Annotated in this window: 12 protein-coding genes, 6 tRNA genes and 1 pseudogene; 12 read left to right on the top strand and 7 right to left on the bottom strand. The window is 67.7% G+C overall.

Annotated features, from left to right (window positions below; translation table 11 throughout):
• Positions 1-93 precede the first annotated feature (93 nt).
• The 3 genes from AC07RM_RS34230 to AC07RM_RS34220 all read left to right on the top strand — a co-directional run bounded on the left by AC07RM_RS34230 (position 94) and on the right by AC07RM_RS34220 (position 2,613).
• A complete protein-coding gene (locus AC07RM_RS34230; protein WP_431509974.1) occupies positions 94-813 on the top strand; it encodes a 4Fe-4S dicluster domain-containing protein in 720 nt (239 codons plus the stop codon).
• A gap of 5 nt (positions 814-818) precedes the next feature.
• Positions 819-1,751 carry a dimethyl sulfoxide reductase anchor subunit family protein gene (locus AC07RM_RS34225; protein WP_495337313.1) on the top strand — a complete coding sequence of 311 codons (933 nt, stop codon included), beginning with the start codon at positions 819-821 and terminating at the stop codon, positions 1,749-1,751.
• Positions 1,752-1,857: 106 nt separating this feature from the next.
• Positions 1,858-2,613, top strand: a complete 756-nt coding sequence (locus AC07RM_RS34220) for a helix-turn-helix domain-containing protein (RefSeq protein WP_296781437.1) — start codon at positions 1,858-1,860, stop codon at positions 2,611-2,613.
• 68 nt (positions 2,614-2,681) lie between these two features.
• On the opposite strand, the gene AC07RM_RS34215 is transcribed toward AC07RM_RS34220, so the two are convergent.
• The 5 genes from AC07RM_RS34215 to AC07RM_RS34195 all read right to left on the bottom strand — a co-directional run bounded on the left by AC07RM_RS34215 (position 2,682) and on the right by AC07RM_RS34195 (position 7,816).
• Complete coding sequence (locus AC07RM_RS34215; protein WP_495337312.1) at positions 2,682-4,178, bottom strand: carboxylesterase/lipase family protein; 1,497 nt, start codon at positions 4,176-4,178, stop codon at positions 2,682-2,684.
• Positions 4,179-4,373: 195 nt separating this feature from the next.
• Positions 4,374-5,303: an SMP-30/gluconolactonase/LRE family protein gene (locus tag AC07RM_RS34210; protein WP_495337311.1), complete on the bottom strand. Its 930-nt coding sequence runs from the start codon at positions 5,301-5,303 to the stop codon at positions 4,374-4,376.
• Between the two features lie 31 nt (positions 5,304-5,334).
• Entirely contained in the window at positions 5,335-5,793 is a 459-nt protein-coding gene (locus tag AC07RM_RS34205) for a GNAT family N-acetyltransferase (protein ID WP_495337310.1), read from the bottom strand.
• A gap of 9 nt (positions 5,794-5,802) precedes the next feature.
• On the bottom strand, positions 5,803-6,759 hold the full coding sequence (locus AC07RM_RS34200; RefSeq protein WP_495337309.1) for a phosphate acetyltransferase: 957 nt from the start codon (positions 6,757-6,759) through the stop codon (positions 5,803-5,805).
• A gap of 13 nt (positions 6,760-6,772) precedes the next feature.
• Positions 6,773-7,816 carry a LacI family DNA-binding transcriptional regulator gene (locus AC07RM_RS34195; protein WP_495337308.1) on the bottom strand — a complete coding sequence of 348 codons (1,044 nt, stop codon included), beginning with the start codon at positions 7,814-7,816 and terminating at the stop codon, positions 6,773-6,775.
• 135 nt (positions 7,817-7,951) lie between these two features.
• Between AC07RM_RS34195 and AC07RM_RS34190 the strand changes: the two genes are divergently transcribed.
• From AC07RM_RS34190 to AC07RM_RS34150, 9 genes are all read left to right on the top strand, one after another.
• Entirely contained in the window at positions 7,952-9,226 is a 1,275-nt protein-coding gene (locus AC07RM_RS34190; protein ID WP_495337307.1) for an extracellular solute-binding protein, read from the top strand.
• 34 nt (positions 9,227-9,260) lie between these two features.
• The gene (locus AC07RM_RS34185; protein ID WP_495337306.1) at positions 9,261-10,184 is read left to right on the top strand and encodes a carbohydrate ABC transporter permease; all 924 of its coding nucleotides are present in this window, start codon (positions 9,261-9,263) and stop codon (positions 10,182-10,184) included.
• A gap of 5 nt (positions 10,185-10,189) precedes the next feature.
• A complete protein-coding gene (locus AC07RM_RS34180) occupies positions 10,190-11,023 on the top strand; it encodes a carbohydrate ABC transporter permease (RefSeq protein ID WP_495337305.1) in 834 nt (277 codons plus the stop codon).
• Positions 11,024-11,559: 536 nt separating this feature from the next.
• Positions 11,560-11,636, top strand: a tRNA-Leu gene (locus AC07RM_RS34175).
• 7 nt (positions 11,637-11,643) lie between these two features.
• Positions 11,644-11,721: transfer RNA gene (locus AC07RM_RS34170), tRNA-Pro, on the top strand.
• A gap of 16 nt (positions 11,722-11,737) precedes the next feature.
• Positions 11,738-11,813: transfer RNA gene (locus tag AC07RM_RS34165), tRNA-Trp, on the top strand.
• Between the two features lie 19 nt (positions 11,814-11,832).
• Positions 11,833-11,908, top strand: a tRNA-Glu gene (locus tag AC07RM_RS34160).
• 7 nt (positions 11,909-11,915) lie between these two features.
• A tRNA-Arg gene (locus AC07RM_RS34155) sits at positions 11,916-11,992 on the top strand.
• Between the two features lie 8 nt (positions 11,993-12,000).
• Positions 12,001-12,077: transfer RNA gene (locus AC07RM_RS34150), tRNA-Asn, on the top strand.
• Positions 12,078-12,095: 18 nt separating this feature from the next.
• On the opposite strand, the gene AC07RM_RS34145 is transcribed toward AC07RM_RS34150, so the two are convergent.
• Positions 12,096-13,550: a YadA family autotransporter adhesin gene (locus AC07RM_RS34145; protein ID WP_495337346.1), complete on the bottom strand. Its 1,455-nt coding sequence runs from the start codon at positions 13,548-13,550 to the stop codon at positions 12,096-12,098.
• Positions 13,551-14,099: 549 nt separating this feature from the next.
• A pseudogene (locus AC07RM_RS34140) lies at positions 14,100-16,322 on the bottom strand (ESPR-type extended signal peptide-containing protein); the annotation flags it as partial.
• Between the last annotated feature and the right edge of the window lie 20 nt (positions 16,323-16,342).

The raw sequence follows: 16,342 nt of genomic DNA, 5'->3' as shown, positions 1-16,342 counted from the left end.
GCCGCTGGCGCCTTTCTCCCTCCCCCTCTGGGGGAGGGCGGGGGTGGGGGCAGCGGCGATGCCATCGGGTGCATTGCTTCTGCGAAGGCTGTCGTGCCCCCACCCCGACCCTCCCCCAGAGGGGGAGGGAGTCCGGCGAGCCAGCGCGCCGAGCCCGGCGAAACCCTCGCCAAGCAGCTCGCCCTCGTCATCGACCTCAACGTCTGCGTCGGCTGCCATGCCTGCGTGACCTCGTGCAAGCAGTGGAACACCTCGGGCAGCGCGGGCCCGCTCGCGGACTTCGAGCCCTATGGCGCCAACCCCACGGGCACCTTCTTCAACCGCGTGCAGACCTACGAGGCCGGTTCGTTCCCGAACACCGACACCGTGCACTTCCCCAAGAGCTGCCTGCACTGCGAGGACCCGCCCTGCGTGCCGGTCTGTCCGACCGGCGCGAGCTACAAGCGCAAGGAAGACGGCATCGTGCTGGTCGACTACGACAAGTGCATCGGCTGCAAGTACTGCGCCTGGGCCTGCCCCTACGGCGCGCGCGAGCTCGACGAGGAGCGTCAGGTCATGACCAAGTGCACGCTGTGCGTCGACCGCATCTACGACGAGCAGCTGCCCAAGGAAGACCGCAAGCCCGCCTGCGTGAAGGCCTGCCCGACCGGCGCGCGCCTGTTCGGCGACGTGAAGGACCCCGACTCCGAGGTCTCGCGCGCGATCCGCGAGCGCGGCGGCTATCCGCTGATGCCCGAGTGGGAGACCAACCCCGCCAACCGCTACCTGCCGCGCCGCAACATGGCGGCGCCCGCGCAGGGCACGCCGGAGTAGCGCGCATGCATCCCGCCTTCTCGATCCTCTTCTTCACCACGCTGGCCGGCGCCGCGCAGGGCCTGGTGGCCGCGCTCGCGCTGGCCGTGCTGTTCGGCCTCGGACTGTCGCCGGGCTTCCTCGGCAGCGCGCTGGCGCTGGCCGAGCTGCTGCTGGTCGCGGGCCTCGCGGCCTCGTTCATGCACCTGGGCCGCAAGACGCGCGCCTGGCGCGCGGTGCTGATGTGGCGCACCTCGTGGATGTCGCGCGAGGTGATCGTGCTGCCGGCCTTCATCGCGCTGGTCGCGCTGTGGTGGCTCGCGCTGCGGCTCGAGGTCGCGGCGCCCTGGTCGGTGCTGCTGCCCGTGCTGGTGCTGGGGGGCGCCGTCGCGCTGTGGTACTGCACCGCGATGATCTACGCCTGCCTGCGCTTCATCCAGGAGTGGGCGCATCCGCTGACCATCGCCAACTTCATGCTGATCGGGCTGTCGTCGGGCCTGGTGCTGGCCTGCGCGCTCGCTGCGGGGGCCGGCGAGGCGCGCTTCGTGCAGGCCTTTGGCCCATGGGCGTTGGCCTTCACGCTCGTGGCCTGGGCCGTGCGCGCGGTCACGCTGCGCCGCAATGCGCGGCTGCGCCCGCGCTCCACCCTGCAGTCGGCCACGGGCATTCGCACGCACAAGCTGGTGCAGAAGTCGATGGGCATGTCGGCGGGCTCGTTCAACACGCGCGAGTTCTTCCATGGCGCCTCGCAGCTCGCGCTGCGCCAGGTCAAGTTGGGCTTCCTGCTGCTGGCCTTCGCGCTGCCCGCGCTGCTGCTGGCCTGGGGCCTCGCGAGCGCGGCCGCGCTGCCGTGGCTGCTCGCGGTGCTGGTACAGGCGCCGGGGCTGCTGGCCGAGCGCTGGTTCTTCTTCGCGCAGGCACGGCATCCGCAGAACCTGTACTACCAGGTGGTGTCGTAGGACCGCTGCCCGTCGTCGAAGCCGCTAGGGGTTAGCACGCTGGCCGGATGCCGGGTGGTGATGCAAAAACACGCGTTGCCTTCCGAACGACAGGTTGCCCCCTCCGATGACCGACCACCTGTATTTCTTCAGTGCGAATTCCTACGTCTACGCCTCGCGCAAGGACGACTTCCCCGCCACCTCCAGGCCCCATGCGGTGCTGCTGTTCTCCGTCGACGGCACGCCGCTCACCTTGCGCACGCCGCGGCGCCAGTTCGTGGGCGGTGCGATCGCGGTGGCGCCGCAGACGGTGCGCACGCTGAGCATGTCGAACGCGGGCCTGGTGAGCATCAACCTGCCGCCATCGTCGCCTTTCTTCAGCGCCTTCAGCAGCATCGTGCCGCCGGGCGCGCACGTGCTAGAGCGCAAGGCCTTCAAGCCCTTCGACGGCTTTCTCGCCGGCATGCACGAGGGCGCGCGCAAGCCCGCGCAGGCCGAGGAGATCTTCCGCGACCTGGTCACGATGGCGGTGGAGCAGCTGCCGCGCGCGCAGCGCATCGACACGCGCGTGCTGCAGGTGCTGCGCTACCTCGACGAGGAGCCCGAGGCCTCGCTGGTCGAGCTCGCGCGCGCCTTCGAGCTGTCGCCGCACCGCATGTCGCACCTGATCTCCGATTCGCTCGGGCTGTCGTTCCGGGCCTACCAGGCCTGGCGCAAGCAGGTGCGCGTGTGCAAGCTGCTGTACTCGGGCCGCTCGCTCACCGACATCGCGCACGAGGCGGGCCTGAGCGACTCGGCGCATCTCTCGCACTTCTACCGGCACTGGTACGGGCAGAGCCCGTCGTACTCGCGCGACCGCGAGTCGGTGAAGTTCTTCTCCTGAACGCGCCCACCAAAAAAAGCCGCCGCGGGGCGAAACCCGCGGCGGCTTTCTTCTTCATGGCGGCGCGTTCAGCGCGGCATCTGCTTCGTCGTCACGGTCGAGAAGCCGGTCTTCACGATCGAGGGGATGCCGATGTCGAGGTACTGGTCGGCATCGTCGTACTTCGGCCAGGTCACGCCGACCTTGGCGACGTTGGGATCGGCCGTGGTCGCGAAGCGGGTCCACATGCTCATCACCTCGTCGCTGAGCTTGTAGTCGCGATCGCTCACGCCCGGATCGGGCGGGATGTCGGGGCTCGCGGGCAGCAGCGAGGTGCCGTAGATGCGCCCGACCGTGGCGAGCGAGCCGTACTGGTAGGACACCTCGAGCCCGTGGTAGGCCGCCACGCCTGCATTGGCCCAGTTCACCGGCACGTGCGTGAAGATGTAGGTGTAGATCGGCGACTTCTGCACCTTCACCATCTGCTTGAGGAAGTTGCCGCGCAGCGGGTTCGCCGCCGTGATCTCGGCGCCGCCGTTGCCCACCATGAAGGGCACGTCGCTGTGCTTGTTGTCGAGGATCAGGTTGCCGATGGTGTCGGGCAGCGACCAGTCGTCGACCGTGAAGGCCGTGGTGTAGCCGCTGCCGCTCGCGAACGAGGCCGCGACGATGTCCTGCCACGGCTTCTTGCGCAGCTCGTCGATGTCGGCCGCGCCCACCTTGGCCATCAGCTTCACGCCGAACTGCTCGGTCTGCGCGAGCGGTGTGCCGGCGGTGGTCCAGCCGGCTTCGGCAATGGCGCGGTGGAACAGCCCCTTGGCCAGCGGCGAGGCCACGAGCCAGTTGGTCTTCATGCCGCCGCCCGAGTGGCCCCAGATGGTGACGTTGCCCGGATCGCCGCCGAAGCCCTCGATGTTCGCCTGCACCCACTTGAGCGCCGCGACCAGGTCGAGCTGGCCGTAGTTGCCCGAGGACTTGTGGGCGGACTCGGCCGTGAGCGCCGGATGCGCCATGTAGCCGAGCGCGCCGATGCGGTGCTGCACCGTGACCGACACCACGCCGTGGTTGGGCAGGTTCGGCAGGTTGTCGCTCGCGCGGTTCACCGAGCCGGTGGTGAGGCCGCCGCCATGGAACAGCACCATCACCGGCAGCTTCTCGCCCTTCTTCTTCGCGGGCGTCGTGATGTTGAGGCGCAGCACGTCCTCGCCCATGCCCGATTCGGGCACGGCGTCGTAGACCGGTGACGCGGGGAAGGGCTGGGGCGCCATCTTGCTGTAGCTGGTGGCGGCATAGACACCGTCCCACGCGGCCGGCGGTTGCGGCGGTTTCCAGCGCAGGTTGCCGACCGGCGGCGCGCCGTAGGGGATGCCCTTGTACTGGTGCACCTGCGTGTCGCCTTCGCCGACCGTGCTGCCCGACACCTTGCCCGATGCGGTCTGGATCGGATCGGCATAGGCGTTCGCATCCGCCGCGGGCGGCGGATCGCCCCCATTGCCGCCCGATGCGGGCGGCAGCGGAATGAATCCGCTGCCGCCGCCACCACCGCCGCCGCATGCCACCAGCCCCGCGCTCAATGCGAGGGCCATGAACCACTTCATCCCCGTACCTCTGTCCTGACGTTTCATGTCTCCACACCTGGTTGTTGAGTGAGCTGGCATCGTAGGAACGCAGGTGCGCGCACGCTTGTACCGAGATGCTGTGCTGACGCGGGCGCGACAACAGCAACTCGGTACAAGCGCGAGCGGTGGGAATGTGCTTGCGCGGCGCGCGCCGCGCGGACTTCAGGCCTCGTGGTTCAACGCCAGCCCGGGCGTGGGCCAGTCGTCGATCGCGATCAGCCGCCCGCTGCCCGACAGCGTGACGAAGGCGGTGCGCAGGCCGGGACCGCCGAAGCAGATGTTGGTGGTGTAGCGGTCGGGCAGCGGCAGGTGCTCGACCTGGCCGCCGTCGGGCGCCACGATGCTGATGCCACCATGCAGCAGCGTCGCCACGCAGAGATTGCCGAGCGCATCGACCGCCATCGAGTCGAAGCGCTGGTAGTGACCGCCCGGCGAGGCGCAGAGCATGCGCCCGCCATGCGGCGAGGGCCAGCCGTCCTTGCGCACGCGGCCCGGCGCCACGATGTCGAAGGCCCAGACGCGCGCGCCCTCGGTCTCGGCGTAGTAGAGCGTCTGGCCGTCGGGCGACAGCGCGATGCCGTTGGGCGTCATCACGGGCCGTGCGATCGCATGCGCGGCGGCGCCATCGGCATGGCCGTAGAACAGGCCGCCGCGGTCCATGTCGCGCTCGCGCACCTTGCCGAGGTCGGTGAAGTAGAAGCCGCCATGCGCATCGAACACGATGTCGTTGGGCCCGCACAGCGCGCCGCCCTCGACCGTGTCGCAGAGCCGCTCGGCACGGCCGGTCGCGAGGTTCACGCGCTCGATGCGCCCGCCCGAGTAGTCGTCGGCCTGGCCCACGGGCCGCACGCTGCCGTCGGTCTCGGTGTGCCACTTGAAGCCGCCGTTGTTGCAGACGTAGACCGCGCCGTCGGGGCCGATCGCCGCGCCGTTCGGACTGCCGCCGAGATCGGCCACCACCTGCACCAGGCCATCGGGCCGCACGCGCGTGAGCGTGCCGCGCGCGATCTCCACCAGCAGCACCGAACCGTCGCGCAGGGCGATCGGTCCTTCGGGAAACTGCAGGCCGCTGGCGATTTCTCGGATCTTCATCGGGTGTCTCCTGGCGCGTGGACGTTGGGCCTCAGCGGTTCGAGAGCGCCTTCTGCATGAACACGCTGAGCGGGTCGTCGGTGTAGCTGCCGAAGGGGCCGCGGCGCTCGTAGCCTAGCGAAGCATAGAGGGCGAGGGCTTCGGGTTGAAACGGTCCCGTCTCCAGCAGAAGCAGCTTGCAGCATGCGTCGATGGAGGCGGACTCCAGCGCCTGAAGCAGCTGGCGCGCGATGCCCCGGCCCCGGAAGCCGGGTGCGACATACATGCGCTTGATCTCGCCCTGCGCGGTGTCGAGCACCACCGCGCCGCAACCCATGGCCCGCCCCGTGTCGTCGCGTGCGACGAAGAACAGCACATGGGGCTGCTTCAACGACGCGAGGTCGAGCGCGTGCCGGCTTTCGGGTGGGTAGAGTGTGTCTTGATAGGCATCAAGCTCGGCGATCAGGGCGATCACCTCGGGCTGATCGGGCGACTCGGGCGCAATGGTCATGGACGAAGGCTACCCCACGGCCTTGATGAGCCGGTCGCGCCCCGCCTTCGCGAGCATCGACGCGACGGCGCACGAGGCGAGCCGTGCCGCTTCCGAATCGGCGCGGCTCGTGAGGATCACCGGCACCTTGGTGCCGAGCACGATGCCGGCCGCATAGGCGCCGCCGAGGAAGGTGAGGCTCTTCGCGAGCATGTTGCCGGCATCGAGATCGGGCACGATCAGCACGTTGGCGCGGCCCGCCACGGGCGAGACGATGCCCTTGATGCGCGCGGCCTCGGCGTCGATCGCGTTGTCCATCGCGAGCGGGCCGTCGAGCTGCGCGCCCGTGATCTGGCCGCGGTCGGCCATCTTGCAGAGCACGGCCGCGTCGAGCGTGGAGGGCACCTTGGCGTTGACCGTTTCGGTGGCCGAGAGGATGGCCACGCGCACGGCCGGCATCAGCAGCGCATGCGCGAGGTCGATCGCGTTCTGCACGATGTCGACCTTCTCCTCGAGCGTGGGCGCGATGTTGATCGCCGCGTCGGAAATGACCAGCGGCTGCGCATGGCCGGGCACGTCCATCACGAAGCAATGGCTGATGCGGCGCGAGGTGCGCAGGCCGCCTTCGCGGCGCACCACCGCGCCCATCAGCTCGTCGGTGTGCAGGCTGCCCTTCATCAATGCATCGACCTCGCCGCGCAAGGCCATCGCCACGGCCGCGTCGGCCGCGGCATGGCTGTGCGGCGCATCGACGATGGCAATGCCCGAGAGGTCGATGCCGATCTCGTGCGCCGCCGCTTCGATCTTCGCGCGCGGGCCCACCAGCGTGGGCGCGATCAGCCCCAGGGCGGCCGAGGCGAGCGCCGCCTCGAGCGACACGGCATTGGCCGGATGTACCACCGCCACGCGCAGCGGCGGCAGGCCACGCGCGGTGGCGATCAGGCGGTCGTAGTGGGGATGCGTGGCGGTCGGTGTCGGCGAGCTCATGCGGGGTTCCTTCTTAGCGTGCCGGTGCCGCGGTGGAGCGGCGCACGATCAGTTCGGCCGGCAGCGTGACGCGCGTGGTGCCGGCGTCGACGCCCGCGATCTGCGCCAGCAGCGTGCTGACCGCGGCACGGCCCATGTCGGCCAGCGGCTGGCGCACGGTCGTGAGCGCTGGGTGCACCTGGGCCGCGGCCGCGACGTCGTCGAAGCCCACCACCGAGACGTCCTCGGGGATCCGCAGCCCATGCTCCTGGAACACGCCCATCAAGCCGAAGGCGCTCAGGTCGTTGGCGGCGAACACGGCGCTGGGACGTTGCGGCAGCGCGAGCAGCTGGCGCGCCGCGGTGCGGCCGCCCTCGAAGTCGTACTCGCCGGGCACCACCAGCGCCGGGTCGCGTTCGAGCCCGTGCACCGCGATCGCATCGTCGTAGGCACGGCGCCGCTCGAGCGCCGACTCGAACTTCTCGGCGCCCGCGACGAAGGCGATGCGGCGGTGCCCGAGCTCGGCCAGGTGCTTCATCGCGGCGCGCGCGCCGCCGTAGCTGTCGGACGCGACGCAGGGCAGCTCGCCCGGCTCGCCGGGGCTGTCGATCATCACCACCGGAAAGCGCTCCGCCGCCATCTCGGCCATCGGGTCGAGCCGGTAGGGCAGCAGGACCACCAGCCCTTCCGTGGACTGCCGCAGCAACTGCAGCACTTCGGCCGAGGGAGGCCGCTCGTGCGGGCCGCGCGAATAGACCAGGACCTCGATGCCGGCGGCGGCCGCCGTTTCGACCACGCTGCCGACGATGTCGGCAACGAACGGGTGGTTCAGGCGCGTGGCGATCAGTCCGATGACGCGGGGGCGCGTACCGGACTTGAAGGCCGCCCGGTGGCCCTCGTAGCCGAGCTCGGACGCGACCTTGAGCAAGGCGTCGCGGGTCTGCGACGAAACGCCGGGCTGGTTGTTGATGGCCCGCGAAGCGGTCATGACCGACACGCCGGCTGCCGCCGCGATGTCGGCCAAGGTGATGGTGGTCCGCGCCATGTCCTGGAGGTTGAAGCGTTGTACTCGGGGCATCATAACGTTCGGGTAACGCTCTTATGTAACGTTATTCACGGTTTCGCTATGGATTACATGGTATTTACCAGTATTGAGATAATTAACGTTAACAATATCGTTATGACGTCTGAATCTTCAGGAGTGGGCACGGCAATGAAGCCTCGGTCTTTCGCCGGCGGATGGGCCATTTCCGCCGGCTGCATCTTCGGCTATGTCGCGGCGCAGGGTGCCCCGACCATCACGGCATGGGACATCCAGACCCAGCCGGGCGTTTCGCGGGTGCTGCAGGACGCCGGCAAGCGCTTCGAGAGCAGCCATGCCGGCTACACGGTGCAGCGCTCGCCGATCGCCAACGAGGCCTACAAGGTCAAGTTGAAGATCGCCTTCGGCGCCAACCAGCCGCCGTGCGTGTTCGCCAACTGGGGCGGCGGCCTGCTGCGCGAGTACGTGAAGGCCGGGCAGGTGCTCGACCTCTCGCCCTACCTGGCCCGCGACGAGGCCTTCCGCGCGCGCTTTCTTCCCGGGGCCTTCGACGCCACCACCGTCGACGGCAAGGTCTATGGCCTGCCCGGCGAAGAAACCTCGGCGGCGGTCATCTTCTACAACACCGAACTCTTTCGCCGGCACGGCCTGAAGCCGCCGCGCACCTGGCCCGAGCTGATGGCGCTGGTGGGCACGCTCAAGGGGCTGGGCATCGCGCCCTTCGCGCTGGCCAACAAGTCCAAGTGGCCGGGCTCGATGTACTTCATGTACCTGGTCGACCGCATCGGCGGCCCCGATGCCTTTCGCAAGGCGGCGGCGCGCACGGGCGGGGAGGGCTTCGCCGCGCCGGCCTTCGTCGAGGCCGGCCGCTACCTGCAGGAGCTGGTGCGGGCGGGTGCCTTCGCGCCGGGCTTCAACGGGCTCGACTACGACGCCGGCGCCTCGCGCCGCCTGCTCTATGCGGGCAAGGCCGCGATGACGCTGATGGGCAGCTGGGAGCTCGGCAACATCCAGAACGAGAACCCGGCGTTCCGCAAGAAGGTCGACTTCTTTCCCTTTCCCACCGTGCCGAACGGCAAGGGCGCGGGCGATGCCGTCATCGGTTCGATGGGCACCAACTTCTACAGCGTCTCCAGCGCCTGCAAGTCGCCCGAGGCCGCGTACGCGCTGATCAAGACCATGGTCGACGACGAGGCCGTGCGGGCCCGGCTGGCCAACAGCCGCATGGTGCCGGTCAAGGGACTGCAGCTCGCCGATCCGCTGCTGCAGCGGCTGATGAGCACGGTCGTGAGCGCGCCGTCGGTGCAGCTGTGGTACGACCAGGAACTGCCGCCGCAACTCGCCGAGCTGCACAAGGACACGGTGCAGGCGCTGTTCGGCCTCTCGATGACGCCCGAGCAGGCCGCGCGGAAAATGGAGGCGCTGGCGGCGCGGATGCCGCGCTGAGCACCGGCCCGTGCCCGGACCAGGAGCCTTCATCGTGAGTTCGCGCGTCTCCGTCTTCGCATCGACGCCACGGCGCCGCGCCGCGCTGGCGCGGCGGCTCGCGCCGGTGGTGTTCCTGGCGCCGGCCGTGCTGCTGCTGCTGGTCTTCCTGGTCTATCCGCTGGTCGACAGCTTCCGTCTCTCGCTGTTCGAATGGAACGGCCTGGGCGCCGGCCGCGTCTTCGTCGGCCTGCGCAACTGGATCGAACTGCTGCACGACACGCAGTTCCGGCGCGCGCTGTGCAACAACCTGCTGCTGGCGCTGCTCTCGGTGCTGATCCAGCTGCCGATCGCGCTGGCGCTGGCCTTGCTGCTCGACCGCGCGGGCCGCGGCTCGCAATGGCTGAAGCTGCTCTACTTCCTGCCGCTGCTGTTCTCGAGCGTTGCGCTGGGCGTGGTCTTCAAGAACATCCTCGACCCCAACTTCGGCCCGCTCAACACGCTGCTGCAGGCCATCGGCCTGCCGTGGCTGGCGCAAGACTGGCTCGGCGACACGCGCCTGGCCCTGCTGTCCGTGGCACTCGTGGTCTGCTGGCAGAACATCCCGTTCCACATGATCCTGTTCCTGGCCGGCCTGGCTTCCTTTCCACGCGAGCTCGCCGAGGCCGCGCGCCTCGACGGCGCGCGTCCCTCCAAGGTGTTCTGGACCATCAAGCTGCCCTGGCTGCGCGGCACCATCCGCATCGCCGCGATGCTCGCCGTGATCGGCTCGCTGCGCTACTTCGACCTGGTCTACGTGATGACCGGCGGCGGTCCCGAAGGCGCCTCCGAACTGATGGCGACCTACATGTACCGCACCGTGTTCTCGTCCTACCAGCTCGGCTACGGCAGCACGATCGCCTCGGCGATGTTCCTGGTCGTGACGCTGATCGCCGCCCTCGGGCTGCGCCTGACGCGGCGCTTCTCGACCCCGGTGTGACATCCATGCTTGTTCGCTCCCGTCCGCTGACACTCGGCCTGGTCTGGCTGCTGGCCCTGGTCTGGCTCGCGGTCACGCTGCTGCCGATCGCCTTCATGCTGCTGACCAGCCTCAAGTCGCAGCAGGAGATGTTCTCGGGCAGCCTCTGGGCCTGGCCCGAGCGTTTCGACTGGAGCCACTACCTGTCGGTGCTGCGAGGCGGCTATGCGGGGTATCTGCGAAACAGCCTGCTGGTGGTCGGCGCCTCGGTGCTGCTGATCGTCGCGGCGTCGACGATGGCGGCCTACGCGCTCGCGCGCCTGCGGTTTCGCTTCAACCATGCACTGCTCGGGCTGATCGTCGCCGCGATGGTGGTGCCGCTGCACGTCACGCTGGTGCCCGTCTACCTGATGACGCGCAACCTCGGCCTCTACGACACGCTGTTCGCGCTGATCGGTCCTTACGTCGCCACCAGCCTGCCGGTCTCGATCGTCATCCTGACCGAGTTCATGCGCCAGATCCCGCGCGAACTCGAGGAGGCCGCCGAGATCGACGGCAGCGGTCCGTTCACCATCTTCCGGCAGATCTTCCTGCCCCTGTCCGGCCCTGGCATCGCCACGGTGGCGATCTACAACGGCATCCACCTGTGGACCGAATTCATCTTCGCCTACGTGCTCACCAGCTCGCCCGGCATGCGCACGCTGCCCCTGGCGCTGTGGGACTACCAGGGCGAGTTCTCGTCGAACATCCCCGCGATGCTTGCGGTGGCGACGCTCACCTCGCTGCCCTTGCTGGCCGCCTATGCGGTCGGGCAGGAGCGGATCGTCAAGGGAATGATGGCGGGCGTGCTCAAGGGCTGAGTGAGGCGCGCGATCGGAAGGCTCGCGAGGTCGATGCCGATCTCGTGCATTGCACCACGTCTAAATTTTTTCGATCGATGTGTTGACGACGGAGTAAAGACTATTTACAGTCCGACTCCTTCGCGCGGCAGACCGCGCCTCTTCGATTCCACCCACAGCATCACAGGACCCATCGTGACCACCGCAGCCCGCATTTGCATCGACAGCCTCCGACCCATGCCGGTCCGGCCGCTCGTGCGCGCTCTGCTGGCCGTCACGGTCGCTGCATGGCTGAACGAGAACCACAGATTGCATCCGGGTGGAGGACGCGCTTAGGCGACGACCTCCCAAGCGCTCTTTACCAAGAGGCCCGGACACCGAAAGGTTCCGGGCCTTTTCGTTTTGGGCCTGTGCAACGAACCCTTGACCCATGCAGCGATCGTGCTGCAGCGCATGAAGCCAGGCGGCCCATGCACGCTCCTTAAAAATTCGAAACGACGAGGCGGGGCCGCGATGGCGCGGCCCCTCACCTCGGCAAGCAAGAGAAAACACATTCAGCCTCGGTGACGCAATCGGTAGACGTGTCCGCCTTAGAAGCGGAATTCTGGGAGTTCGAGTCTCCCCCGAGGCACCAAATTTCTCTGGGTGTAGTGTCAATCAGGTAGACGACCTGCCTTGGAAGCAGGAGGCTGCAGGTTCAAATCCTGCCACCCAGACCATCTTCGTTCTTATCGTGCGTGTGTAGCTCAACTGGCAGAGCACTGGTCTCCAAAACCAGCGGTTGAGGGTTCGATTCCTTCCGCGCGCGCCACCTCGTTTTTTCTTTCTGCGTCTCGTTCGTCTAGCGGTGAGGACGCCGGACTTTCACTCCGGAAATCGCGGGTTCGAATCCCGCACGAGATGCCATCCTCATCCCGCGTTAGCTCAATGGATCAGAGCACCTGCCTACGAAGCAGGGGGTTGCACGTTCGAGTCGTGCACGTGGGGCCATTCTTTTTTCCCCGGTAGCTCAGCTGGTAGATGCGGCGCACTGTTAATGCGCAGGTCACACGTTCGAACCGTGTTCGGGGAGCCATCTTGCGGCGGGCGCGCATCACCACTCGTACCCCACGCCCACGCCCAGGCTGGTCTTCTTGCCGCTGAAGCCGCCATTGACCTTGTAGACCCAGTTGCCGTCCTTGGTGCGGTACGAGTAGCCGAAGGCCAGCGCACCGTAGCCCGAGTAGGAGCCCACGCCCAGCGACATCAGGTTCTTGCCGGGCGTCATGGCCTGCGGCAGGCTGCTCATCGCACTCGCGATGGCCACGCCGCTGTAGGCGATTCCCGCGGTCTCGGTCACCTGGTTCTGTACCTGCGAGAGCTGCTGCAGGTTCACCGCATCGCCCGGCAGCACGCCCGGCGCCACGTTGCCGATGCGCGTGCCACCCGGCGCCTGGCCGCCACCCAGCGTGATCTCGTTGTAGTTGACCGAGCCGTCGGGGTGGGTCGCGTATTGCACGCTGCCGGCCTTCACTGCATGGGCCGTGGCCTTGAGCTGCGCCACGTTGGTGGCGTCGCTGTCGGCCGTGCCCGCGGCCACGCCGGTGATCTGGCGGAACTGGCCCCTGGCTGCGTCGCCGACCGAGACCGCCGCCTGCGTGCTCGTGGTGGCCCGGATTGCCGCCGCCTGTTCGGGCGTGGCGCTCGGTGGCACATAGCCGGCCACGCCCGCCGCGGTGGAGGCGACCGAGCCCGCACCCAGCGCCACGCCGCCGGACTGCCGCACCACCGCGCCGAAGCCGATGGCCGTGCCTTGGGATCCGGCTTGCGCGCCCTGGCCCATGGCCACGCCGCCGTCGCCGGCCTGGGTGTCGGTACCGATCGCCACCGCGTTCCTGCCCGTGGCCTGCGCACCAAAGCCGATCGCCACCGCGCCCTCGGCCATGGCCTTCGCGCCGTTGCCCGCCGCGAAGGCGTTGTCGCCCTTCGCGATCGACCGCGGCCCGATCGCTACCGACTCCTGGCCGATGGCCTGGGAATCGTCAGCGGCCGAGTTGGCGTGGAAGTACTTCGTGCCGGTGTTGTAGATGTGGGTGATGTTGCTGTTGGCCGTGCTGAGCCCCGTCGACAGGCTGCCGATGCCGCTGACCGAAGTGCCGACGCTCGTCGACAGGCTGTTGAGATTGCTGTTCGTCGTGCTCAGTCCGGTCGACAGGCTCGCGATGCTGCTGGTGGCGGTGCTCAGGCCGGTCGATGTGGATGTCGAGAGGCTGTTGACGTTGCTGGTGACGGTGCTCAGGCCGGTCGATGTGGATGTCGAGAGGCTGTTGATGTTGCTGGTGACGGTACTCAGGCCGGTCGATGTGGACGTCGAGAGGCTGTTGACGTTGCTGGTGACGGTGCTCAGGCCGGTCGATGTGGACGTCGAGAGGCTGTTGACGTTGCTGGTGACGGTGCTCAGGCCGGTCGATGTGGACGTCGAGAGGCTGTTGACGTTGCTGGTGACGGTGCTCAGGCCGGTGGATGTGGATGTCGAGAGGCTGTTGATGCTGCTGGTGACAGTGCTCAAGCCGGTCGATGTAGATGTCGACAGGCTTCCGATGCTGCTGTTGGCTGTGCTCAGGCCGACCGAGAGGCTGCCGATGCCGCTGCTGACGGTGCTCAGGCCGATCGACAGACTGCTGATGGAACTGGTAGCGGTGCTCAGACCCGTGGAGGTCGACGTGGAGAGGCTGTCGATGCTGCTCGTCGCAGTACTCAAACCAGTGGATGTCGAGGTCGACAGGCTGTTGATACTGCTGGTTGCTTTACTCAAACCAGTCGACGTGGATGTCGAGAGGCTGTTGATGTTGCTGGTGACGGTGCTCAGGCCGGTCGATGTGGATGTCGAGAGGCTGTTGATGTTGCTGGTGACGGTGCTCAGGCCGGTCGATGTAGACGTCGAGAGGCTATTGACGTTGCTGGTGACAGTGCTCAAGCCGGTCGATGTGGATGTCGACAGGCTCCCGATGCTGCTGTTGGCGGTGCTCAGGCCGATCGACAGACTGCTGATGGAGCTGGTGGCGGTGCTCAGACCCGTGGAGGTCGACGTGGACAGGCTGTCGATGCTGCTCGTTGCGGCGAAGAACTGTGAGCCATTGATGGCGTCCGTGCTCTCGGCAGTCACGCGCCCGGCTGCGACGTTGATGATCTGGCGCTCGGCGTCCGGCGCGCCCACCGACACCACGCTGGCCGGTGCGACTCCCTTGAAGCCGTAGTACCTGCCGCCAATGGTCATGCCGCTCGTCGGATGGGAGGCAGCGGTCATGGAGCCTGCGCCCAGCGCGACGTCGCCCGGGTTCATGGCGTGGGACCGGTTGCCGATCGCCACACTGTCGTCGCCGCGCGAAACCGCGTTGGGCCCGATGGCGATGCTGTCGGCGCCGATGGCCTGGCTGTCGGGATCGGTGCTGTTGGCGTGAAAGTACTTGGTGCCGGTGTTGTAGATGTTGTCGACCGATGCGCTCAGGCTGCTGACGCTGCTGTTGGTACTGCTCAGGCTGGTGGACAGGCTGCCGATGCCGCTCATCGCTGTGCTGAGGCCGGACGAGGTCGAGGTCGAGAGACTACCGACGGCGCTGTGGGTCGTACTCAGCCCACTGGACAGGCTCGTGATATTGCTGGTCGCCGTACTGAGTCCCGTCGAAGAAGAGGTCGACAGGCTTGCGATGCTGCTCGTTGCGGTGCTCAAGCCTGTAGAGGTCGAGGTCGAGAGACTGCCGACGGCGCTGTGGGTCGTACTCAGCCCGCTGGACAGGCTCGCGATGTTGCTGGTCGCCGTACTGAGGCCCGTCGAGGTGGACGTCGACAGGCTTGCGACGCTGCTCGTCGTGGTGCTCAAGCCTGTAGAGGTCGAGGTTGAGAGACTGCCGACGGCGCTATGGGCAGTACTCAGCCCGCTCGACAGGCTCACGATATTGCTGGTCGCGGTGCTGAGGCCCGTCGAGGTGGACGTCGACAGGCTTGCGATGCCGCTCGTTGCGGTGCTCAGGCCTGTAGAGGTCGAGGTCGAGAGACTGTCGACGGCGCTATGGGCAGTACTCAGCCCGCTGGACAGGCTCGCGATATTGCTGGTCGCGGTACTGAGACCCGTCGAAGAGGAGGTCGACAGGCTTTCGATGCTGCTCGTCGCGGTACTCAGGCCCGTGGAGCTCGAGGTCGAAAGACTGCCGACGGCACTATGGGTCGTGCTCAGCCCGCTGGACAGGCTCGTGATATGGCTGGTCGCGGTACTGAGTCCCGTCGAAGCAGACGTTGACAAGCTACCGATGCTGCTCGTCGCTGTGCTCAGGCCCGTCGACATGGACGTCGAAAGCAAACTCACACCGGCCGAAAGCGAAAACGTCGCCGTGGAAAGCTGGCTCACGTTGACGGCATCCGTCGCGTCTCCGCCGGCCGCCACATGCGTGATGCGCCGTTCGCTGCCGGGCGCTCCCACCGAGACCTCCCCTATGGGCGTGACGCCGGCGATGTTCGCCGCGGCAAAGGGCCGATAGGCGGCGACGCCCTGCAGCGCGTCCAAGGAACTGGCAGTCCTGCTCGACGAGCCCAGCGCCACGCTGTCGTTATAGACCGCGCTGGCACCGCGCCCGATCGCGACGCCCGAGGCCGCCGACGCGATGGCCTGGCCGCCGATGGCAATGGCATCCGCGGCAGTGGCCTGCGCGCCCTTGGTTGCGTTGCTGCCAATTGCCACGGCGCCGTCGCCGGATGCGGTCGTCGAATCCGCCACGGACAGTGACAACGCATCCTTGCTAGCCGATCCGCCGATCGCGACGGCATTCTTCGCGGCCGCGTTGCTGCCATAGCCCATCGCGATGCTCGAGATGCCGGTTGCGCTCGATTCGAGCCCGAAGGCCGTGCTCCACTGTCCGGCTTTGCTGAGGAAACCGAATGCCGAGCCTCCCTTGCCCGTGACTTGCGCGAACGCCCCGTAGGCAGTCACCGCAGGAACGCCGCTCCCCGAAGCCATGCAGCCGGCAACGAGCGAGTAAGTGCCCGAACCGTCCGTCGCCGGACCTCCGCGCGCCGGCCCGTCCTGGGTCCCACCCGGATTCACTCGGCCTATGGTGCCGTTGGCGGTCGTTTCGCAGCCAGTGCTGTATATGGAGGTGATGACGTTGGCGGGCGCGGGACTTGGCCATCCGTGCAGCAACGCGAACACCGCGGCCGGCACCGCCAGCAGATGGAACGCCGAGGCCGTCGCGGCGCTGCCGCGCTTGCCGCGCGCCGACGAAATCTCCGACACCGCAACCCACGCCCCCAACGCCTCATTCCAAAGCGACCGATATGACTTGTTCATGAATCCACTCCCACCTCGCG

The sequence above is a fragment of the Variovorax sp. GW821-FHT09B05 genome, from assembly GCF_059418265.1.
This window is presented reverse-complemented; position numbering and strand designations above follow the sequence as displayed.